Below are 20,137 nucleotides of genomic sequence, written 5' to 3' on the forward strand. Positions count from 1 at the left end.
CATTCGCGGCAGGCAAGGCCCTAGATCACGTTCGTTGCCTCCAGCAACTGGGTAATCCAGCGCACCTCCTGCGTCAGCTCCACAACCTTCTGCTCAGGTAGCGCCTGTCGCGCCTCGGCCAATTGGTCCAGGGTCCGTTGCTTGTAGCGCAGCAGGCGCTGCCACTTGGCCAGGAACGCCTCGCTGCGGGCCTGCATCTGCAACGGGCCGAAGTACAGTTGCTCGGCGCTGTAGCTCACCGGCCCGCTGCGCTCGGCGACGATGATTTCATAGTCGAAGCGATTTTCCCGTAGCAGCTCCTCGCTGAGGATGCGGTAGCCGTTGTCCATCAGCCACAGGCGCAGCGGTTGTTCGCCGCCGTTGGGTTGCAGGATAAGGCGCTCCTGGCCTCTGAGGTACAGCTTGCCGCGCTCGAGGATGTCGCGGATGGTCTCGCCGCCCATGCCGCAGATACTGACGGTATCGATCCGGTCTGCCGGCTCGATGGCCGCCAGGCCATCAGCCAGGCGCACCTGGATCTGCAACTGCTGACCGTTGTCGCACACCGTGCGGTAGGCGGCGCGGAACGGGGTCAACGCCACTTCGCCGGCGACTGCCGCGACAATCGCGCCACGGTTGATCAACGCCACCGGCAGGTAGGCGTGATCCGAACCGATATCGGCCAGACGCGCGCCGGCCGGTACTTGCGCTGCCACGCATTCCAGGCGCATGGACAATGTGTTTGGGTTCAACTGCTGTTCCTTTTCAAGGCACCGTTGGCCTCATTGAGGGCCGCAGGGTAAAGCCTCGGCGCCCGCCAGGCCAGCGCCTTGTACAGGTCCACCGCATTGCCATAGGACGCAGCCTGCGCCTGGGCAATCTCCTGACGCAGGCTGAGCAGATCGCGCTGGCTCTGCTGCACCGACAAGTAACTACCGGAACCTGCGCTGTAACGCCGCTGCGCGATATCCAGCGCCGCCTCGGCATGCCGTGCCGATTGCACCAGGTTGAGCAGATGCCGCTGATGCTCGGCCAGTTGGGTAATGGCGCCCTCCACTTCTTCCACGGCCACCAACAGCACCTGTTCGAAGTGCGCGGTCTCTCGTTGCGATAGGGCTTGGGCGCCGCGCAGGCGTGCGCGCACGGTGCCCAGGTTGAGTGCCGGCCAGGTCAAGCCCGGGGTCAATTCGAATGCCCGGGACGCGCTGCCCAGATCCCCGTCACGCAAGGCGAAGAAGCCGATAAACCCACCCAGGTTCAAGCGCGGATACAAGTCGGCGGTGGCCGCGCCCACGTCCTCGACGCGGGCCGCCAGCAGCCGCTCGGCCTGCAGCACATCCGGTCGATTGCGGATCAACCGGTCGACATCCCCCAACGGCAATTGCCGCGCCAGTGGACCCGGCGCCAAGGGGTCGAGGTCGACGCTGAAACTGCCCGGACGTTGCCCCGACAACACTTGCAGCCGGTAAAGGCTGCGTTGCAACTGCCCCTGCAACGGCGCAATCGCCGCCTGGGCGCGCAGCGCATTGCCCCGGGCGCTCTCCAACGCTTCAGGCAGGCCACTACCGGCCTGGTTTTGCGCCTCGGTCAGGCCCACGGTCACTTGCCAACTGCGCACCGCATCTTGTGCCAGTTGCAGTTGCTGGTGCTGGCCCTGCGCCGCGTAATAGGCATGGGCCACTTGTGCGGCGATGCTCAGTTGCACCTGTTCAAGGTCGGCCTGCGAGGCCTCGGCCCGTGATTGCGCGGCGCGATTCAAATGGTCGAGACGGCCAAACAGGTCCAGCTCCCATTGCAGGTCCAGGCCGGTGCGCCAGGACTCGGACAAGCTGCGGCTCGGCCGCGCGCCCGTCACCGCCTGCTGCTCCAGGCTGCGCTGGTACGCCGCCGTACTGCTGACAATCGGCAGGCGCTGCAACGCTTGCTCATCGACAAACGCCCGCGCCAGCAGCAAGCTCGAACGCGCCTGGCGCACATCGTGGTTGTGGGCCACAGCGGTGTCGATCAAGCGCGCCAATTGGACGTCGTCAAAGAAGGTCCACCAGGCGTCCACCGGCTGCGCCGTCCGCTGGGCGAAGTCCTCGACCTGCGGGCTGGCCAAGTGAATCGGCGCGATCTCAGGCGCGTGGTATTGCGGCCCCACCGAGCAAGCGCCGAGGCTGGCCAGCGCACCCAGTAACAGCGGGTAATGGATAAATGTGTTCATGGCTGCACCTCGACATGCCCCGGCGCCAGGTAGTGCTCGGCGTCGGCCAGTTGCTGCTGACGCAGGCCCTGCACCCGATGATCGCGTGCCAGCCAGGCATAGACAGTGGGAAGGACAAACAGCGTAAACAGCGTGCCAACCAGCATCCCGCAGACGATCACCACGCCCAGGCCAAAGCGACTATTGGCCCCAGCACCGTCGGCGAACAGCAGCGGCAATACGCCGAAGGTCATCGCCGCCGTGGTCATCAGCACCGGCCGCAAGCGGATCTGCGCGGCGCGGATGATTGCTTCGGCGCGGTCGAGGTGCTCGCGCACCTGGATCTCATTGGCGAACTCCACCATCAGGATTCCGTGTTTGCTGATCAGGCCAATCAAGGTCACGAGCCCGATCTGCGTGTAGATATTCAACGTGGCCCAGCCCAGCGCCAGGGGGATCAGCGCACCGCAAATGGACAACGGCACGGTGACCAGAATGATCAACGGATCGACCAGGCTTTCGTACTGCGCCGCGAGCACCAGATAGATCACCACCATGGCGGCGAGAAACGCCCATACCAGTGCACTGCCCTCCTGCACGTATTGGCGTGACTCGGACTGCCAGTCATGGCTGAACCCCGGCGGCAGTTCAGCGGCCAGTTGCTCCAGCAGCGCCACCGCCTGCCCCTGGGAAACGCCGGGCGCCGGGATGGCCTGCAGGGTGCTGGCGTTCTGCTGATCGAACTGCAACAGGCGGTTCGGCGCCACCGTGATATCCAGATGCACCAGCGTCGACAGCGGGATCAACTGGCCGCCTTCGGTACGCACATACTGGCGGGCCAGGGCCTGGGGAGTCAGGCGCTGTTCTTCAGTGCTTTGCGTAATCACATCATAAGAGCGCCCATACAAGGCGAAGCGGTTGATGTACTGCTCGCCCACCAGCACCGCCAGCGAGTCGCCGATATCGCGCATGCCAATGCCCAGGCTCGCCGCCTTGGCGCGATCGACGCTGACTTTGACTACCGGGTTGTTGTAGTCCAGGTCGCTGTCGACCACGGCAAACAGGCCGCTGTCACGGGCGCGCTGCTTGAGGGTTTCCATGGTCTGGTACAGCACCGGGTAATCCTGGGCGCTGCGCAGCACCATCTGCACCGGCAGGCCACCGCTGGAACCGGGTAGCGAAGCGACCTGGAAGGCAAAGATGCTGCTGCCTTCGACCTCGCCCACGGCCTGCTGCAACTGGGCCTGGACCTGCTCGGCCGAACGCTCGCGGGCCTGCCAGGCACTGAGGTTGATCCCGCCGAAACTGGCCGCCGGCCCGTCGGTGCCATTGATGATCCAGGTGTCGGTGGTTTCTGGCAGGCTCTCCATGATGCGGTTGAGCTTGCTCGCAAAACGTTCCGCGTAGTCGAGGCTGGCGTATTGCGGGGCCTTGATGGCGGTCAAGATCGCCGCCTGGTCCTCGGGAGGCGCCAGCTCGCGTTGCGGCAACGTGTACAACCACGGCAGGCTCAGGCACACCAGCAAGGCAACGCCGCCGCTGATCCAGCGCCGCGCCAGGGAGTAACCCAGCACCCGGCCATAGGTCGCGGCCAGCCCGCCAAACACTCGTTCCGCCCACTTGGCCATGCGCCCTTCTTGTTGCCCAGGCTTGAGCAGCAGCGAGCTCATCACCGGCGACAAGGTCAAGGCGACCACGCCCGAGACCATCACCGCTCCCGCCAGGGTCAGGGCGAATTCGCGGAACAACGTGCCGGTCAGGCCGCCGATCAGGCCGATGGGCGCATACACCGCCGCCAGCGTCAGGGTCATGGCAATCACCGGCCCGGCGATTTCGCGGGCGCCAACCAACGCCGCGGCCACCGGGGTCAGGCCTTCTTCGATATGCCGGTGGACGTTTTCCACCACCACAATGGCGTCGTCCACCACCAGGCCGATGGCCAACACCATCGCCAGCAGGGTCAGCAGGTTGAGGCTGAAGCCGAAGAACAGCATCAAGGCCGCCGCCCCGAGCATCGACAACGGAATCGCCAGCACCGGAATCGCCACGCTGCGCAGTGAACCCAGGCACAGCCAGATCACCAGCACCACGATCAGCATGGCCTCCAGCAGGGTGTGCAGCACTTCCTCGATGGACGCCTCGATAAACCGTGCGGTTTCGTAGGCCAGGGCGACGTTGACCCCAGGTGGCAGCGTCTGCTGGATTTGCGGCAGCAGTTGGCGAATCCCATCGACGATCACCAGGGGGTTGCCCGACGGTGTGGGAAACAGCCCCAGATGCACGGCCGGACGGCCATTCATGGTGGCGCTGGTCTGGGTCGCCGCTGCGCCCAGCTCCACGGTGCCCACATCGCGCAGGCGCACCAGGGCCGTGCCGTCATTGCGGATCACTAGGTCGCGGAAGGCCTCGACGCTGGTCAGGTCGGTGTCGATATGGATATCGGCCAGCACGAACTGGCCACGGATCTGCCCCGGGGTGGCCTGGTAGTTATTGCGGCGCACCGCTTGTGCCACATCGGCGGCGGTCACCCCGCGCCCGGCCATGCGATCGCTGTCCAGCCACAGGCGCATTGCCAGATTCTGGCCGCCGAAGGTTTGCACCTTGGCGACCCCGTCGATCCCGGACAACTGCGGTTCGACCACCCGCGACAGGTAGTCGCTAAGCTCGGGAATCGACAGCGTGTCACTGGCAAACCCTACGTACGCCACGGCGGTGGAGTCGCCGGCCGACAGTTCGACCACCGGGTCGTAGGCATCGTCGGGTAAGCGGTAACGCACTTGATTGACCTTGGCCATGGTCTCGGCCAATGCCTGGGTCGAGTCGCGGTTGAGGGTCATGCGCAGGGTGATCACGCTACGGCCCTGGACCGACGACGACGCCAGGTAATCGATACCCTCCACCGACGACACGGCCTGGGTGAGCGGTTGGGTGACAAAACCTTGCATCAATTCGGCCGAGGCACCGGGGTATTGGGTGCTGACGGTGATGGTCGAGCTTTCCAGCAACGGGTACTGGCGCACCGGTAATTTGCCGAGGGCAAACAGGCCGGCGAGGACGATCAGGCTGCTGACGACCAGAGCCAGTACCGGGCGCCGCACAAAACTGTCGGTGAAGCTCATGAGGCGCGATTCCCTTCAACGTCCAACGTGTTTTGCTCGACCGCTTCGACGGGCATGCCGTCGCTGAGCTTGAGCTGCCCGGAAACCACCACCTGGTCGCCCAGTGCCAGGCCCGAGGTAATTTCCACCAGGCCCTGCCAGCGCTCCCCGGTAGTCACCTGGACGCGGCGCACACTCAAGGCACCGGCGGGATCGGCGCTGGCGATAAACACGGTCTGCCCGTAGGCGGTGTAGGTAATGGCGGTTTCCGGCACCACCAGCACCGTGGGTGACTGCACCGCCGACAGACGCACGCTGGCGTACATGCCGGCCTGCAACTGCCCGCCCGGATTGGCCAGGGTGGCTTGCACCCGCACCGAGCGCGACTGGCCGATCAGCGGGTCGATAGCGTTGATCTGCGCCGAGAAATGCTCGCCCGGCAAGGCATCCACCGTGAGCTGGGCGATCTGGCCGACGCGCAAGCCAGGGGACGCCTGTTCACTCAAGGCGAAATTCACACGCAGGCGCTGGGCATCCACCAGGCTGGCGATGGTTTCGCCGGTCTGCAGGTACTGGCCTTGATGCACACGGCGGATACCCACCTGCCCGGCGAACGGCGCACGGATGGCCTTTTGCGCGATCCGCGCGTCGACCTGTTGCAGCTCGCCCTTGGCCATGTCCAGGGCGGCGGTAGCGTTGTCCAGTTGCTCCTGGGTCGCGACATTCACGGCCGCAAGCTTTTGAATGCGCAGGAACAGCGTCTGGGCATTGCGCAGTTGGGCGCGCAGGCGCAAACGGTCGGCCTGTTCGGGGGCGTCATTGAGTTGGACCAACAACTGCCCGGCCTTGACCGCTTGCCCGGATTCGAAGGCGATCCGCGTGACACGCCCAGCGGTTTCCGCCGCCACCTGTACCTGGTTGGCCGCCTCCAGTTCCCCGGCGGCAAAGGCCTGGCGAGGTGCCTCACCCTGGCGCACCTTGGCCAGCGCCACCTTGGCCACCGGCCACGCCGCTGCGGCCTGGGTCGAGGGTTGATTGCCCAACAACGTGATAACCAGGGCCAGCGCAGCTACCGCTGCCACGCCCCCGCCCACTAGCATCCTTGTGCCCATGCCCTGCTCCGCTCATTTGTGGTGTGTTCGCTACCGCCCCACCCCGCACTGGCGATGGAAAGCGGTTGCAGCAAAGATCGGGCAGGACTATAAAACCTCAACTTAACTTGAGGGCAACACCCATGGCAGCAGAAAAGAACCCCGACGGTGTGCGCTCCCTCACCATCGGCGAGGTTGCCAGGCGCAGCGGCGTACCGATCTCCACCCTGCACTTCTACGAATCCAAGGGCTTGATCGCCAGCACGCGCAACGCTGGCAACCAACGGCGCTTCCCGTCGCTGGTGCTGCGCAGCATCGCGATCATCAAGGTGGCGCAACGCACCGGCATCCCCCTCGAAGAGATCAAGCGCGCCATGGGCCGCTATCCACCGAACAGCAAACTGACGGCCGCGCAATGGGGAGAAATGTCCTCAGCCTGGCGCGACAACCTCAACGAACGCATCCGCACCCTGGAAGCCCTGCGTGACAGCCTGGACAACTGCATTGGCTGTGGCTGTCTGTCACTCAACGACTGTCCGTTGCGCAACCCCGGCGACAGCCTGGGCCAGGAAGGACCGGGGCCGAGGATCCTCGAACGCGCCAGCCAGCGGATCTGAAATGCAATCTTCCAATCCCTGAAGATCAAGGTGGGAGCTGTCTCGCCCTGCGAGGCTGCGATGGCGGCGGCATTGCTGGGATTGATGTTGGCTGACCTGTCGCTATCGCCGGCAAGCCAGCTCCCACATTTGATCTTCATTGCCTTGGCAGGTCGGTGCTGACTACGCCGATGACACTTTTGAAGTAAGCCGCCTCGGACGCTTTCCCGATAATCGAGGACTTACTGACGAAATGCCGAGGCCCCGCCATGACGCGAGCATCCACCGAACAGGTCCCGCCGCAAACCCTGAGAAAAGTCATCGTCGCCGCCGGTATCGGCAATTTTGTCGAGTGGTTCGACTTCGCCGTGTATGGCTTTCTCGCGACCACCATCGCCCAGCAGTTTTTCCCCAGTGGCGATGCCAGCGCGGCTTTGCTCAAGACGTTCGCGGTGTTTGCCGTGGCCTTTGCCTTTCGGCCCCTGGGCGGGATTTTTTTCGGCATGCTGGGCGATCGCATCGGCCGCAAGCGCACCCTGGCAATGACGATTTTGCTGATGGCGGGTGCGACTACGTTGATCGGCTTGTTGCCCACCTATGCTGCGATTGGCGTTACGGCGCCGATCCTGTTGTCGCTGATCCGCTGCGCCCAGGGCTTTTCCGCCGGCGGTGAATACGCCGGGGCCTGTGCCTATCTGATGGAGCATGCGCCCAGCGACAAACGGGCGTGGTACGGCAGCTTTATCCCCGTGTCGACCTTTGCCGCCTTCGCCTCGGCGGCGGTGGTGGCCTATGCGCTGGAAGCCTCGCTGTCAGCCGAGGCCATGGGCAGTTGGGGCTGGCGCCTACCGTTCCTGATCGCCGCGCCGCTGGGTTTGGTGGGGCTGTACCTGCGCTGGCGGCTGGATGAAACCCCGGCGTTCCAGGCGGTAAAGCAAGAGCACACCGTGGCCCACTCGCCGCTCAAGGAAACCCTACGCAACCATGGCGCGGCGATCTGCTGCCTGGGCGCCTTTGTGTCGCTGACGGCGCTGTCGTTTTATATGTTCACCACCTACTTTGCGACGTACCTGCAAGTGGCCGGCGGCCTGAGCCGGGCGACGGCATTGCTGGTGTCGCTGATTGCGCTGATCTTCGCCGCGGCGATGTGCCCGGCGGCGGGCTGGTACTCCGACCGCGTCGGACGACGCGTCACGGTGATGACCGCCTGCGGGCTGTTGATGGTGGTGGTGTATCCATCGTTTTTGATGGCCAGTTCCGGCTCGTTCGCCGCATCCATCGTTGGCGTGATGCTGCTGGCGGTGGGTGCGGTGTTGTGTGGCGTGGTCACGGCGGCCCTGCTCTCGGAAACCTTCCCGACCCGCACGCGTTACACGGCTTCGGCGATTACCTACAACATGGCCTACACGATCTTTGGCGGCACTGCGCCACTGGTGGCCACGTGGTTGATCAGCACCACCGGCAGCAACCTGTCGCCAGCGTTTTACCTGATTGCCGTGGCCTTGCTGGCCCTGGCCGGTGGCCTGGCCCTGCCGGAAACCTCGCGCATCTCCCTGCACGACGCCTGAGTTTGGCTGTAGAGAGCGGCCGTAAAAGAGCGGGTAGTGGCACAGCAACGCTGTGCTCACTAAGGCAGCCCCCAGCGAACCTTTCTTGCACATATACCGTCCGAGCTAGGGCATTGATGCTTTTCGCCCGCTCGGAGGTTTGTGTTTGAAAGCTGCCATCGTCAAAAAGTACCGCCTGATTATCAAGACCATGGGTTATGTAGGCTGGGCATTGTTCTGGCTGCTGCTTTGGGATATTGCGGTCACCGTGGACTTCATGCTGTTCCTCAACGCCAAGATCAACCTGCCGCTGATGCCCCTGACGCTGCTCGGTTCGGCGCTGGTGGTGCTGATCAGTTTTCGTAACACCAGCGCCTATAACCGCTGGTGGGAAGCACGCACGCTGTGGGGCGCGATGGTGAATAATTCGCGCAGCTTTGCACGCCAGGTGCTGACGTTGCTGGATGACCCCGACAACGAGGTCAACCCGATCAAATCGACCCTGCTGCGCCGTCATGTGGCGTATGTGAATTGCCTGGCGGCGCACCTGCGGGGCGAGCCGTGCCCTGAGGAAGTACGGGCGTTTATTCCCACGGACGAGTTCGCACGCAACGGTGCCACCAACAACTTTGCCAACGACATCCTTACTGGCTCCGCCGCCCTGCTAGCCCGGGAGTACAAGGCCGGGCGCCTGGACAGCATTCGCCTGGCGCGGCTCGAATCCACCATGGTCGACCTGTCCAACAGCCAAGGCGGCATGGAACGCATCGCCAATACGCCACTACCCTACCCCTATGTGTATTTTCCACGGCTGTTTATTTCGTTGTTCTGCCTGATTGTGCCGGTGGGACTGGTGGAGTCCCTGGGTTGGTTTACCCCGCTGGCATCGACGGTGGTGGGCTTTATGCTGCTGGCCATCGAACGGATCGGCACCGACCTGCAAAGCCCGTTTCGCTCCAGCGAACACCAGATCCAGACCGAAGCCATCTGCGAAACCATCGAGAAAAACCTGCAATCGATGCAGCGTGATTCGTTAGGGGATGTGCACAACCGCTGACCCGCTGCCACGTGGTTGCCATTAAAAAGCCTGCATTGTCCGAGCATCTATATAATAATGCGTCGCATTAAACACTTTGTTTATCGCAATGCGCTCGCCCTCGCCGGGTGAGCGTCGCATTAGTCAGAAGGATCTCTATGCAAGGCTTTTACCTGCCCTCCCTGCGCCTGCTGGGCGTACTGTTTTTGGCGGCTTGTTCACTGACGGCCCAGGCCGCCACCGATGAAACCGACCACTCGGCCACCTTCGAAAAAAATCAACAGTCCTACGTGATCAATGCCGATGGCAGTTTCGTCCAGACCATTGAACTGGTTACGCGGATCAATGAAGAGCGGGCGATCAAGAGCAACGCGCAACGTTCATTGAGCTACAACCGCTCTCTGGAAACCCTCGACGTACTTGAAGCCTTCACCCAGAAACCCGATGGCCGCAAGGTCAAGGTGGGCACCGAGCAGATCAAGGAGCAGCAGGAGACAGCCTCTTCAGAGGCGCCGATGTTCCAGGACTCGCGGGTCAAGGTAGTGATTTTCCCGGAGGTGGCGACCGGTGACCGACTGGTCCTGCGTTACCAGCGCCAGCGCACCACGGCGCTGTTCCCCGAGCAATTCGAAGACTTCTTCGTGCCGGACTTCTATGACGCCGAGCAGTTGAGCCTGAGCTACGACTTGCCGGCCGACAAGCCGCTGTTTGTCGACGCCCGGGGCTTCAAGGCCAGTACCCCGGCCGCCGCCGCTGGGCGCAAGGTGTACCGTTGGGACTACGTACCGCAGGCCAAGGCGCGCATTGAAAACGGCGCCGTGTCCTATGTCGATTACGGGCAATTCCTCGCGGTCTCGACCTTCGCCAGCTACAAGGACTTTGCCCAGGCCTATGAGGCCAGGGCCCAGGTAGAAGTGACACCGGCCATTGCCGCCCTGGCCAAGCAACTCACGGCCAACCTGACCACCCCGCGCAGCAAAGCCCTGGCCCTGAGCGACTGGGTGCGCAAGAACATTCGTTATGTAGCGGTGTATGTCGGCGCGGGCGGCGTCGTGCCGCATCCGGCCCAGGCCGTGCTGGATAACCGCTATGGCGACTGCAAGGACCACGTGGCCCTGCTTGAAGCCATGCTGCGCGCGGTGGCGATCGAAAGCTCACCGGTGCTGGTCAACCAGGGCAACAGCTACACCCTGGCCAAAGTGCCTACCCTGGGTGTGCTCAACCATGCGATCACCTACGTGCCGGCCCTGGATCTGTACCTGGACTCGACTGCCGCGGCCATCGCTGCGGGCTACCTGCCGATTCCGGTGCTGGGCAAACCGGTGCTGTTGACGCAGTCCGGCGAACTGGCCAAGACCCCGGCCGCGCAAACCGGCAAGGTCAGCAACGACTTGCTGTTCAAGGTCGACAGCAACGGTGCGGCGGACTTTGTACATGCCACCACCGTGCAAGGCTGGGGCTCGGAGTTCAATCGCTACCTGCTCAATGCCATGAAACCAGCGGACCGCGACTCGATGGTCCGCAATGTCCTCGGCTGGTACGGGCAAACGGGCCAGGGCACGTTCAAAAGCGATTCCCTGCAGGATGAAGTCAACCCGTTCAAGAACACCCTTGAAGGGCGCACCGACAACCTGGTCAACCTGCCAGGCCCCACCGGCGTGCCGGCGCTCAGCAGCCTAGTGGGCGGCATTGCGCAGAACGTATTTGCCTTCGCCTCGGAAAAAGACCGCACCCAAGGCTTCGGTTGCCTCTCGGGAGAAACCCAGGAGCAGGCCCGCTTCGAGTTCCCCAAGGAAGTCACGATCCTCGCCGTGCCCAAGCCGCAGTCCCTGCAACAGGCCGGCTTTGACTACCAGGCCACCTACGCCAAGGAAGGCAATACGGTCCTGATCACCCGCTACTTCAAGTTTGCCCATGCCAACACCGTGTGTAGCCCCGAGGACTTCAAGGCGATGAAGCCGGTGATCGAAAGCATGGTCAGCGACCTGAAGAGCCAGATCATCGTGCAGACCCTGTAATCAGAAGCAACGCCCAAGCGGCCAGGTACAGCCCTATCCCAAACACCCCATGGGCCACAATGCTGCGCAACCGCGCAGTGTTGGGCTGGGGCGTTCTGGACGCGGCAATGCCTGCCCCCATCGCCGGTTGCAAGACAAAGAACGGGGCGACCACAGACAGCACGCCAAAGCTCAAGGCCGGCAGCAACGTCGGCTGCCGCGCCCACTCAATTCCCACCATCAGCAGTAGCAAGGCCGCAAAGAACATCCCGATCAGGTAATGGGTGACCCACCCCAACAGACGCTCCCCCGGCACGGGAGGCGATTTGGCGATACCGGCATGCATCCAGCGCCCACGTGGCAGATGGCCGATCCAACGGCCCACCATAGTGAAATCCAGGGAGGGCACGCCCAGGCAGCGCTTGAGCAACAACGCCCAAAGGTCCATCACCAAGGTCGCACCGGCCCCGATAACCAACGAATACCCAAGAAACTCAAGCACGTCCCTACTCCTTTTGATCGTTGGCGGTGACAGCAACACAGAGGCTTAGGCGCCCCAAGAAAACATTCAATTAATTGATTGAATGTTTGGCCGATGCTAGGATCTTTGCCATGAAAACGTCAAGCCCCGTATTCCCCGCCGATCATTTCACCGCCCTGGCCGACATTGCCCGGACCCTGGGCCATGCCCATCGCCTGGCCCTGCTTGAACACATTGCCCAGGAAGAACGCTCTGTCGAACAACTGGCGCAACTGTCCGGGGTGTCTGTCGCCAATGCTTCGCAGCATTTGCAGCAACTCAAGCGTGCGGGCATCGTGCAAACGCGCCGCGATGGCAAACGCGTGCTGTACAGCCTGGGAGCGGGCCCGCTGGCGCCCTTGCTGGAGGCATTGCGCGGTTATCTGGCGTACCAGCACGCCGAGATACGCGAGGTCGCCCTCGATAGCCTCTCGCGACGTGAGCGGTTGGAAGGCATATCCATCGAGGAACTGTTGCTGCAGATGCAAAGCCAGAGCGTGGTGCTGCTCGATGTGCGCCCCGAAGATGAGTTCGCTTCAGGGCACTTGCCCGGCGCGCTCAATATCCCGGCCGATGCACTGCAGCAGCGCTTGGCCGAGCTGCCCAAAGGCAAGCAAGTGATCGCCTACTGCCGTGGACCTTATTGCGTGCTGTCCACCGACGCCATCAACACATTGCACGCCCATGGCTTGCCTGCTCGCCGGCTGCGCGCCGGGTTTGACGACTGGAAAGCGGCTGGCCTGAGCGTCGAATAAACCATCACAAGACTGGAAAAATGATCAGACTCCTGGAACCCAAAGACCTCGATTGCGTCCTGCAGATCTGGCTGGATGCCTCGCTCATCGCCCACAACTTTATCGACGCCGCCTTCTGGCAGTCGCAGGTCGAGAACATGCGCAACCGGTATATACCGGCCTCGGAAACCTACGTCATGGAACGCGACTCAAGGGTCGTGGGTTTCTACTCGTTGCTCGACAACCAGATGGCCGCGCTGTTTGTCGCCCCCGATTGCCAGGGCCAGGGCATCGGTAAACGCTTGATGGCTCATGCCAGGGCGCAGCGGCCCGTGCTGACCCTGGCGGTGTATAAAAAAAACACCGCCAGTTGCCAGTTCTATCTGTCGCAAGGGTTTGTGGTGACCCATGAACAGGTCGATGAACACAGCGGCCAGGCGGAGTACTGGATGAGCAGTGACGCCAGCGCGCCTCAGTAATCCGTCATCACCACCATCACTTCAGCGTCCGCCTCGCTTTCGGCCAGGTAGATATGACCGATGCCGCTGTTGAAATAGGCGGTTTCGCGGCAGCCAATGCTGATGGACTCGCCCGTCTCGAATTGAATCCGCACCCGCCCGGACAGCACCACCGCAAACTCCTGGCCGGGGTGGCGGATGTAGTCGTCAAACTGGGTCAGCTCCCGGGCGAAAATGCGCGCATACATCGGTGTCATGCGCCGCCCAGGGAAATCCCCGGCCATCGGGTGGTAATCGTAATTGCCCGTGCTGTAGCCCGCCGCACTATCAATGGCGGTGCTGACCACCGTGGGCTGGACCAGGTTCGGCGCGGTCTTCACGGGGCTGAATAACTGCGCAATATCCACGCCCAGCGCCCGCGCCGCCGCCGCCAGTTTTTCGTAGCTCACCGAGACCTGTGCCAGCTCCATCTTCGACAGGGTCGACAGTGCCACACCCGAACGCTCGGACAGCTGCTTGAGCGTCAGTTGCTGGTTTTTGCGGATACCCCGTAAGCGGGCGCCTACCTGGCTGCGATCTATCAGCGGATGGGTCGTGGAACACGAAGCTGACGCTGTCTGATCGGAACTCATACGGACTCTCTGTCGCACAAAAAACGGGGTGAGGGCTAGGGCCGGAATATTAACCCACGACGAAGGCTTGACTGGGAAATTCTCATATCCTACATTTCTCTTATGTGAGAATTATCAAAAACGAGAAAAACCTCATTCGCACACAGAAAGGACTTCGGCATGCAGGACAGTGACTGTTTCGATTTCGCCATCATCGGCGGCGGCATTGCGGGGGCGTCCCTGGCCTATCGCCTGGCCGGCGAAGCCCGTGTGGTGGTGCTCGAACGTGAGAGCCAGCCGGGGTATCACGCCACCGGACGCTCTGCCGCCATGTTCATGGAAACCTACGGCACGTCGCAGATTCAAGCGCTGACCCGCGCCAGTCGGGCCTTCTACGAGCAACCACCGGCAGGCTTTACCGAGCACGCGCTGCTCGAGCCACGCGGCTGCCTGTATGTGGCCAGTCACGAGCAGCAAGCGTTGCTACACAAAACCTTCGACAGCCATCAGGCCAGCGCGGCCAATGTCGCGCTGATTGATCGCGAACAGGCGTTGGCATTGGTGCCTTGCCTGCGCCCGGAAGTCATCGCCGGCGCCATGCTTGAAACCGAGGCCCGCGACCTCGATGTACATGCGCTGCACCAGGGTTTCCTACGGGCCATGCGTCGTGCCGGAGGGGTCTTGCAGTGTGACGCGCAGTTGAGCACTGCCCTGCGCCAAGACCGTCATTGGCTACTGACACTGGCCAACGGCCGACAACTGCGCGCGCGCAACCTGGTCAACGCCGCTGGCGCCTGGGCCGATGAGGTGGCACAGCAATGCGGCGTAGCACCGATCGGCCTGCAACCCTGTCGGCGTACCGCCTTTACCTTCGACGGTCCCGAAGGCCTGGACTTTGCAAACTGGCCCGCCGTTATCGGCATCGATGAAAGCTTTTACTTCAAACCCGATGCCGGCCAACTGCTGGGCTCACCGGCCAACGCCGATCCGGTTCCGCCACAGGACGTGATGCCCGAAGAGCTGGACATCGCCACGGGGATTTATCACATCGAAGCCGCCACCTCCCTGAGCATTCGGCGGCCACGCCACAGCTGGGCCGGCCTGCGCTCGTTCGTGGCCGATGGCGACCTGGTGGTCGGTTGGGACGAACAGTGTGACGGCTTCTTCTGGCTCGCCGCCCAAGGCGGTTATGGCATCCAGTCGGCGGCCGGTGTCTCGCAGCTGGCCTGTGCCCTATTGCTCGATCAACCCTTGCCCCAAGCGCTGCAGCGCCAGGGCGTCGAACCACAGCGCCTGGCTCCCGCCCGTTTGCGCTGACCCTTCACTCTGCCGAGGTTCCCTGTCATGTCAGAAAGTATCCAGCGTTATCCCAGCCACCTGCCCTACCCGTTCTCCAAAGCCATTCGGGTGGGCGATTTGCTGTACCTCTCCGGGCAAGTGCCCATGGACCCAAAAGGCGAAGTGGTACGCGGTGATATCCAGCAGCAAACCGAAGCTGTCATGAGCCGCATCGGCGAAACCCTGGCCGAATGCGGCGTGGGGTTTGACCACGTGGTCAAGGCCACTGTGTGGCTGTCGGACATGCAGCACTTCGCCGGTTTCAACGAAGTGTACGCACGCTACTTCAAGCAGGGCTTTCCGGTGCGCTCCACCGTCGGTGGCACGCAACTGGCGCTGGGGGTCGATGTAGAAATCGAAGTCCAGGCTTGGGTTGGCCCGCCAACCCGCTGATTCGAAGCAACGCGTTCGTTCAAGGACAGCGCGTTATCGTTGCGGTTTTTCGCAAACACGCTCGCACGCCCCTTAACAACAACAATTCAAGGGAAGTCGTCATGAAAGAAAGTCTGAAGATTGCCGGTGCATTTGTCGGTGTGATCGTCGGTGCGGGGTTCGCCTCGGGCCGGGAACTGTTGCTGATGTTCGTCGATTTCGGCGTATGGGGGTTGCTCGGTGCGGTGCTCAGCGCCGCACTGTTCACCTTCCTCGGCATGGCGCTGGCGGGCATGGGCAACCGCCTGCGCGCCACCTCCCATAAAGACGTGGTGTACGCATTGTGCGGGCGGCACCTGGGGGTGTTGGTCGACCTGATGATCACCTTTTTCATGTTTGCGGTCACCGTGGTCATGCTGGCGGGCGGCGGTGCGTTGCTGGAGCAGCAGTTCGGTATCCCGGCCACACTGGGCAGCGTGGTGGTCACCCTGGTGGTGATCGTTATCGTGTGCCTGGACGTACACAAAGTCATCGGCCTGATCGGCTCGGTCACGCCGTTTTTGATCCTCACTGCCGTCGGCGTCGCGCTCTACGGCGCTGCCACCCGGGGCCTGAGCTTCGCTGAACTGGATCAACTGGCCAGCCGCCAGAGTGCCGGCGCCAGCCATTGGCTGCTCGGTGCATTGCTGTACGTGTCCTATAACATCGTGGCCGGCGTACCGATCCTGGCGATCATGGGCGGCGCGGCGAAAAGCGAAAAACAGGCGGTCTGGGGCGGGATTCTCGGCGGAGCCCTATTAGGCCTGCTGATGCTGGTCATGAGCCTGGGACTGTTGTCTCGCCTGGACAGCGTGGCAGACCTGCCGATGCCAATGCTGTCCATCGCCAGCGAAGTCTCGCCCGCCCTCGGGCTGCTGATGGCAGTGATTATCTTCCTGATGATCCTCAACACCGCCGTCGGCACCTTGTACTCCTTCTCGGCGCGCCTGCTGCCACCCGGCACCCGTAAATTCCGTGTGGGGTCGGCGGCCTTTGCTGCGCTGGCTTTTGCCGGCAGCCTGATCGGCTTTATCAGCCTGGTCGGCCAGGTATACCCGCTGTTTGGCTACCTGGGTTTCTTGCTGATCGCCGCCGTGTTGATTGGCTGGTTGCGCCTCGGGCGCCTTGCCGGGGCAACGGGCTAAATCCAGGGCTGGTGGCTGGTCACGCAGTGAATGCCACCGCCGCCTGCGGCGATGGCGTCGATATCCAGTGGCACCACCTTGCGTCCCTGATGCCCAGCAACCAGATGATCTTGCGCAAGCCCAGCCAGTTCTTCGGTATCATCGGGACAACCTGGCGCAGGGTGCCCTGTATGAATGAAGGACTTGAAGACATCCTGGCCGAGCGGCTGGCAGTGATTTTTTGCGGGATCAATCCGGGCCTGCTCGCCGCCGCCCAGGGCCATCACTTTGCTGGGCGCGGCAACCGCTTCTGGCGCACCTTGCACCTGGCCGGGTTTACCCCGCATCAAGTGCCGCCCGAGGATGACCGGACGCTCTTGCAGCACCACTGCGGGCTGACAACGGTCGTAGAGCGGCCGACGGCGCGGGCGGATCAATTGTCACAGGAGGAATTCAAGGCTGCGGCTGAGGGTTTTGAAAACAAGATCCGCCGTTATGCTCCGCGCTATGTGGCGTTTTTGGGCAAGGCGGGTTATTGCGCGCTATCGGGCCAACGGGAGGTGGCATGGGGGCTGCAGCCGCAGACACTGGGGGATGCCACGGTGTGGGTCCTGCCCAACCCCAGCGGGCGCAATCTGGCGTTTACGCAGGAGCAATTGGTGAAGGTCTACGGCCAACTTTATTGCGCAGCATTCCCCGCCAGTCGCGCGGTTTGTGCCCGCTCGGACAGCTGCATGTCGGGAGGCAGCAACGACAGCACATAAGCCCTGCGCGAAGCACTCCCCAGGTTCACGATCAATGTGAATGGCGAGTCAGAGAACTCAAACACCAGATTGAAGTTGCCATAAGCGCTGCGCATATCCACCCGTGACACATCGCCTAACGGTCTTTGTTTCTGGCGTAAAACCCGGTAAATCATCTGCTGACCATCAAGACGAAACACCGGGTTCAGACTATTGGTGGCCAATGCCGCCCACGGCACCCTGCGCAACCCGGTAAAGGTGGCCAGGACTGGAATCGCACGGCCTTCAAGGCCCGTGCCGGGCGCATAGGCGGGGGCAACCGACTTGGGTGTGCGCAGCTTCTTGAACAGCCAGTACATAAACCAAAACGACAGGCCCTGGGCGATAACCACCATTGCACCGAACGCTAGCTCCACCCAATTGATATTCATGGTTTTTCCTTAAACGCCCGCTAGGCCCGGCATTACGGTGAAGGGTAAACAACGCCACACCCTGCCACACGCCGGCTGAAAATCACACAAAGCGATTGACTTATCCTTTTCAATCAGTAAGATACGCCGCATTCCGCGATAGCTCAGTTGGTAGAGCAAATGACTGTTAATCATTGGGTCCCTGGTTCGAGTCCAGGTCGTGGAGCCAGACACTAGAAGAAGCCTGCAGAAATGCAGGCTTTTTTTTGCCCGAAATTTCCCGTGCAACCCTATCGACAGGGAGTCGACCCGTGAAAAAACAGCATGATCATCCCTTTTTCAAACCACGCCGCCCCACCGCCACACTGACACCGAAAAAGCCCAGGTTTTCCTCCGGTACGCTCCTGTCACTGGCAGCGGTGGTGATTTCCATTGCCGCCGCGTCGATTTCCTTCTGGCAACTGGACCTGATGCGCGAGCACAACCGCCTCTCCGTACGGCCCTACCTGGGGATTACACCGCATTTGACGGCGGAAAAAAGCGGGCTGTATTTGTCCAACGAAGGGATCGGGCCGGGCATCATCACCTCGTTCACTGTTCGCGTCGGCGACGAGCAGTTCAACGGGCTTGGGGACAGCCGCTGGCCCGCCGTGCTGGAGAAGGCGCGATTGAATCCCGAGTGCTTCGCCAAAGGCTGGCCCACCGAAGGCGCTGCGGTCAGGCCTGGTAATGACATCGCGATTCTGGAGCCGACTAAAAGCACACAGTTCGGCCCCTTGTGCCTGCTGCAAATGAGCTTTTTCCTGCAAAGGAATGACGTATTTGTAGAGATGCACTATGAATCGCTCTACAAGGAACCCTTCACCTTTTCCGGCCCGTTGAGCATGAATGAGGCCATGAACATGGGCGCGTTGGGCAAAATATTACAGCGCTGACCAAAAGGCCCCTCGTTACGGCAACTGCTCAATCACCCCACTACGCTTCAACTGCCCCAACTGCTCACTGGACAACCCCAACCGCCCAGCCAATACCTGATCCGTATGCTCGCCCAACATGGGCGCCGGCCGCACATACTCCACCGGGGTACCGGACATCTTGATCGGGCTGCCGACCATGGCGAAATCCGGGTTTTGCGGGTGGGGAATCTTCACCATCAGTTCGCGGGCGATTACCTGTGGTTCTTCCAGTGATTGCGCGATGTTGTTGATCGCGCCCACTGGCACTTTCGAGGCGTGGATGCAGCTGACCCATTCGTCTGCCGTGCGGCCGAGGAAATGCGCCGACAGCAACTCGACGATTTCAGCCCGATGCGCAACGCGGTCGGCATTGCGCCGAAAACGCGGGTCGTCCGGCAGATGTGGCAGGCCAATGCTCTGGCATAAGGCGATGAACTGGCTGTCGTTGCCGCAGGCGATGATGAAGTCGCGGTCTGCCGCACGGAACACCTGGTACGGCACGATATTGGCGTGGGCATTGCCAAAGCGCTGGGGCACTTTGCCGGAAGCTAGGTAGTTCATGCTCTGGTTGGCCAGGGTCGCGACTTGCACATCCAGCAGGGCCATATCGATATGCTGGCCGACGCCCGTGCGTTCACGGCTGAGCAGCGCGGCCTGGATCGCCACGGTGGAATACAGCCCGGTCATCAGGTCGGAAAAGGCCACGCCGACTTTCTGCGGGCCGCCCCCTGGTAAGTCATCGCGCTCGCCGGTGATGCTCATCAGGCCGCCAATGCCCTGGATGATGAAGTCGTAGCCAGGCTCTTCGGCACGCGGGCCGGTCTGGCCGAAGCCGGTGATGGAGCAATACACCAAACGCGGGTTGATCTCGGCCAGGGTCGCGTAATCCAGGCCGTAACGTGCCAAGGAACCGGCCTTGTAGTTCTCGATCAGCACATCGGAACTGGCCGCCAGCGCCCGCACCAGTTCCTGGCCTTCGGCGCTGGCCAGATCGATGGCCACCGACAACTTGCCGCGGTTGGTGGACTGGTAATACGAAGCCTGCCCGGATGACTCGCCAGCGGCGGTCTGCATCCACGGCGGCCCCCAGCCGCGCGTGTCATCGCCACTGTGCGGGCGCTCGATCTTGATAACTTCCGCGCCCAGGTCCGCCAACACCTGACCACACCATGGGCCGGCCAAGACCCGACTCAAATCCAGTACGCGCAAACCTGTTAATGCACCCATTGTTGTTATTCCTGAAGGTCTGTGTCGCCGGCTGCCGGATTTTCTGGCGCAGCCAGCTATTGTTTTGCTGTGCGAA

General features: G+C 62.2%; 19 protein-coding genes, 1 tRNA gene and 1 pseudogene. 12 read left to right on the top strand and 9 right to left on the bottom strand.

All coding sequences use genetic code 11. From position 1 onward, the window contains the following. Nucleotides 1–20: 20 nt before the first annotated feature. From JTY93_RS17760 to JTY93_RS17775, 4 genes are read right to left on the bottom strand one after another with little or no spacing between them, the layout of a single operon-like run. The gene (locus JTY93_RS17760) at nt 21–731 is read right to left on the bottom strand and encodes a tRNA (adenine(22)-N(1))-methyltransferase (protein ID WP_240344490.1); all 711 of its coding nucleotides are present in this window, start codon (nt 729–731) and stop codon (nt 21–23) included. Beyond that, nucleotides 728–2,185, bottom strand: a complete 1,458-nt coding sequence (locus JTY93_RS17765) for an efflux transporter outer membrane subunit (protein WP_205478252.1) — start codon at nt 2,183–2,185, stop codon at nt 728–730. The genes JTY93_RS17760 and JTY93_RS17765 overlap by 4 nt, the downstream gene beginning before the upstream one ends. Next, a complete protein-coding gene (locus JTY93_RS17770) occupies nt 2,182–5,283 on the bottom strand; it encodes a MexW/MexI family multidrug efflux RND transporter permease subunit (protein WP_205478251.1) in 3,102 nt (1,033 codons plus the stop codon). The genes JTY93_RS17765 and JTY93_RS17770 overlap by 4 nt, the downstream gene beginning before the upstream one ends. Continuing rightward, nucleotides 5,280–6,374 carry an efflux RND transporter periplasmic adaptor subunit gene (locus tag JTY93_RS17775; protein WP_205478250.1) on the bottom strand — a complete coding sequence of 365 codons (1,095 nt, stop codon included), beginning with the start codon at nt 6,372–6,374 and terminating at the stop codon, nt 5,280–5,282. The genes JTY93_RS17770 and JTY93_RS17775 overlap by 4 nt, the downstream gene beginning before the upstream one ends. Nucleotides 6,375–6,496: 122 nt before the next feature. Between JTY93_RS17775 and soxR the strand changes: the two genes are divergently transcribed. The 4 genes from soxR to JTY93_RS17795 all read left to right on the top strand — a co-directional run bounded on the left by soxR (nt 6,497) and on the right by JTY93_RS17795 (nt 11,550). Further along, nucleotides 6,497–6,970 (top strand): redox-sensitive transcriptional activator SoxR, encoded by a 474-nt coding sequence (gene soxR, locus JTY93_RS17780; protein ID WP_205478249.1) that lies wholly within the window; start codon nt 6,497–6,499, stop codon nt 6,968–6,970. A gap of 248 nt (nt 6,971–7,218) precedes the next feature. Continuing rightward, on the top strand, nt 7,219–8,517 hold the full coding sequence (locus JTY93_RS17785; RefSeq protein WP_205478248.1) for an MFS transporter: 1,299 nt from the start codon (nt 7,219–7,221) through the stop codon (nt 8,515–8,517). A 145-nt stretch (nt 8,518–8,662) separates the two neighbouring features. Beyond that, the gene (locus JTY93_RS17790; RefSeq protein WP_205478247.1) at nt 8,663–9,553 is read left to right on the top strand and encodes a bestrophin family protein; all 891 of its coding nucleotides are present in this window, start codon (nt 8,663–8,665) and stop codon (nt 9,551–9,553) included. A 137-nt stretch (nt 9,554–9,690) separates the two neighbouring features. Beyond that, nucleotides 9,691–11,550 (top strand): DUF3857 domain-containing transglutaminase family protein, encoded by a 1,860-nt coding sequence (locus tag JTY93_RS17795; RefSeq protein ID WP_205478246.1) that lies wholly within the window; start codon nt 9,691–9,693, stop codon nt 11,548–11,550. Here the strand turns inward: JTY93_RS17795 and JTY93_RS17800 are convergent. Then, nucleotides 11,531–11,977, bottom strand: coding sequence for a DUF2938 domain-containing protein (locus JTY93_RS17800; protein WP_205478259.1), 447 nt, complete (start codon nt 11,975–11,977; stop codon nt 11,531–11,533). The two genes, JTY93_RS17795 and JTY93_RS17800, sit on opposite strands and share 20 nt — an antisense overlap. 164 nt (nt 11,978–12,141) lie before the next feature. On the opposite strand from JTY93_RS17800, the gene JTY93_RS17805 reads away from it, so the two are divergent. Both JTY93_RS17805 and JTY93_RS17810 read left to right on the top strand, forming a co-directional pair. After that, nucleotides 12,142–12,804, top strand: a complete 663-nt coding sequence (locus JTY93_RS17805; RefSeq protein WP_205478245.1) for an ArsR/SmtB family transcription factor — start codon at nt 12,142–12,144, stop codon at nt 12,802–12,804. A 20-nt stretch (nt 12,805–12,824) separates the two neighbouring features. Further along, complete coding sequence (locus tag JTY93_RS17810) at nt 12,825–13,262, top strand: N-acetyltransferase (RefSeq protein ID WP_205478244.1); 438 nt, start codon at nt 12,825–12,827, stop codon at nt 13,260–13,262. Here JTY93_RS17810 and JTY93_RS17815 read toward each other — a convergent pair. Beyond that, the gene (locus tag JTY93_RS17815) at nt 13,256–13,873 is read right to left on the bottom strand and encodes a helix-turn-helix domain-containing protein (protein WP_169992400.1); all 618 of its coding nucleotides are present in this window, start codon (nt 13,871–13,873) and stop codon (nt 13,256–13,258) included. The two genes, JTY93_RS17810 and JTY93_RS17815, sit on opposite strands and share 7 nt — an antisense overlap. Nucleotides 13,874–14,032: 159 nt before the next feature. Here JTY93_RS17815 and JTY93_RS17820 point away from each other — a divergent pair, with 159 nt between their 5' ends. The 3 genes from JTY93_RS17820 to JTY93_RS17830 all read left to right on the top strand — a co-directional run bounded on the left by JTY93_RS17820 (nt 14,033) and on the right by JTY93_RS17830 (nt 16,746). Continuing rightward, nucleotides 14,033–15,169, top strand: coding sequence for an NAD(P)/FAD-dependent oxidoreductase (locus JTY93_RS17820; RefSeq protein ID WP_205478243.1), 1,137 nt, complete (start codon nt 14,033–14,035; stop codon nt 15,167–15,169). Between the two features lie 27 nt (nt 15,170–15,196). Then, nucleotides 15,197–15,583 carry a RidA family protein gene (locus tag JTY93_RS17825; RefSeq protein ID WP_205478242.1) on the top strand — a complete coding sequence of 129 codons (387 nt, stop codon included), beginning with the start codon at nt 15,197–15,199 and terminating at the stop codon, nt 15,581–15,583. Between the two features lie 101 nt (nt 15,584–15,684). Then, complete coding sequence (locus JTY93_RS17830; protein WP_205478241.1) at nt 15,685–16,746, top strand: YkvI family membrane protein; 1,062 nt, start codon at nt 15,685–15,687, stop codon at nt 16,744–16,746. On the opposite strand, the pseudogene JTY93_RS17835 reads toward JTY93_RS17830, so the two are convergent. Beyond that, a pseudogene (locus tag JTY93_RS17835) lies at nt 16,743–16,829 on the bottom strand (agmatine deiminase family protein); the annotation flags it as partial. The gene JTY93_RS17830 and the pseudogene JTY93_RS17835 sit on opposite strands and share 4 nt — an antisense overlap. An 87-nt stretch (nt 16,830–16,916) precedes the next feature. On the opposite strand from JTY93_RS17835, the gene mug reads away from it, so the two are divergent. After that, nucleotides 16,917–17,489: a G/U mismatch-specific DNA glycosylase gene (gene mug, locus JTY93_RS17840; protein ID WP_205478240.1), complete on the top strand. Its 573-nt coding sequence runs from the start codon at nt 16,917–16,919 to the stop codon at nt 17,487–17,489. Here the strand turns inward: mug and JTY93_RS17845 are convergent. Continuing rightward, nucleotides 17,405–17,899 (bottom strand): hypothetical protein, encoded by a 495-nt coding sequence (locus JTY93_RS17845; protein WP_205478239.1) that lies wholly within the window; start codon nt 17,897–17,899, stop codon nt 17,405–17,407. The two genes, mug and JTY93_RS17845, sit on opposite strands and share 85 nt — an antisense overlap. Before the next feature lie 132 nt (nt 17,900–18,031). Between JTY93_RS17845 and JTY93_RS17850 the strand changes: the two genes are divergently transcribed. Then, nucleotides 18,032–18,107, top strand: a tRNA-Asn gene (locus JTY93_RS17850). A 37-nt stretch (nt 18,108–18,144) separates the two neighbouring features. Beyond that, a complete protein-coding gene (locus JTY93_RS17855) occupies nt 18,145–18,813 on the top strand; it encodes a hypothetical protein (protein ID WP_205478238.1) in 669 nt (222 codons plus the stop codon). A 15-nt stretch (nt 18,814–18,828) separates the two neighbouring features. On the opposite strand, the gene JTY93_RS17860 is transcribed toward JTY93_RS17855, so the two are convergent. Further along, on the bottom strand, nt 18,829–20,061 hold the full coding sequence (locus tag JTY93_RS17860) for a CaiB/BaiF CoA transferase family protein (protein ID WP_205478237.1): 1,233 nt from the start codon (nt 20,059–20,061) through the stop codon (nt 18,829–18,831). Nucleotides 20,062–20,137: the final 76 nt, after the last annotated feature.

The organism is Pseudomonas hygromyciniae, assembly GCF_016925675.1.
GTDB lineage: Bacteria > Pseudomonadota > Gammaproteobacteria > Pseudomonadales > Pseudomonadaceae > Aquipseudomonas > Aquipseudomonas hygromyciniae.

Coding starts and splice junctions, on each gene's coding strand:
- JTY93_RS17765 (WP_205478252.1), bottom strand. CDS start 2,185: ATGAACACATTTATCCATTACCCGCTGTTACTGGGTGCGCTGGCCAGC.
- JTY93_RS17770 (WP_205478251.1), bottom strand. CDS start 5,283: ATGAGCTTCACCGACAGTTTTGTGCGGCGCCCGGTACTGGCTCTGGTC.
- JTY93_RS17775 (WP_205478250.1), bottom strand. CDS start 6,374: ATGGGCACAAGGATGCTAGTGGGCGGGGGCGTGGCAGCGGTAGCTGCG.
- soxR (WP_205478249.1), top strand. CDS start 6,497: ATGGCAGCAGAAAAGAACCCCGACGGTGTGCGCTCCCTCACCATCGGC.
- JTY93_RS17785 (WP_205478248.1), top strand. CDS start 7,219: ATGACGCGAGCATCCACCGAACAGGTCCCGCCGCAAACCCTGAGAAAA.
- JTY93_RS17795 (WP_205478246.1), top strand. CDS start 9,691: ATGCAAGGCTTTTACCTGCCCTCCCTGCGCCTGCTGGGCGTACTGTTT.
- JTY93_RS17800 (WP_205478259.1), bottom strand. CDS start 11,977: ATGGACCTTTGGGCGTTGTTGCTCAAGCGCTGCCTGGGCGTGCCCTCC.
- JTY93_RS17805 (WP_205478245.1), top strand. CDS start 12,142: ATGAAAACGTCAAGCCCCGTATTCCCCGCCGATCATTTCACCGCCCTG.
- JTY93_RS17810 (WP_205478244.1), top strand. CDS start 12,825: ATGATCAGACTCCTGGAACCCAAAGACCTCGATTGCGTCCTGCAGATC.
- JTY93_RS17815 (WP_169992400.1), bottom strand. CDS start 13,873: ATGAGTTCCGATCAGACAGCGTCAGCTTCGTGTTCCACGACCCATCCG.
- JTY93_RS17820 (WP_205478243.1), top strand. CDS start 14,033: ATGCAGGACAGTGACTGTTTCGATTTCGCCATCATCGGCGGCGGCATT.
- JTY93_RS17825 (WP_205478242.1), top strand. CDS start 15,197: ATGTCAGAAAGTATCCAGCGTTATCCCAGCCACCTGCCCTACCCGTTC.
- JTY93_RS17830 (WP_205478241.1), top strand. CDS start 15,685: ATGAAAGAAAGTCTGAAGATTGCCGGTGCATTTGTCGGTGTGATCGTC.
- mug (WP_205478240.1), top strand. CDS start 16,917: ATGAATGAAGGACTTGAAGACATCCTGGCCGAGCGGCTGGCAGTGATT.
- JTY93_RS17845 (WP_205478239.1), bottom strand. CDS start 17,899: ATGAATATCAATTGGGTGGAGCTAGCGTTCGGTGCAATGGTGGTTATC.
- JTY93_RS17860 (WP_205478237.1), bottom strand. CDS start 20,061: ATGGGTGCATTAACAGGTTTGCGCGTACTGGATTTGAGTCGGGTCTTG.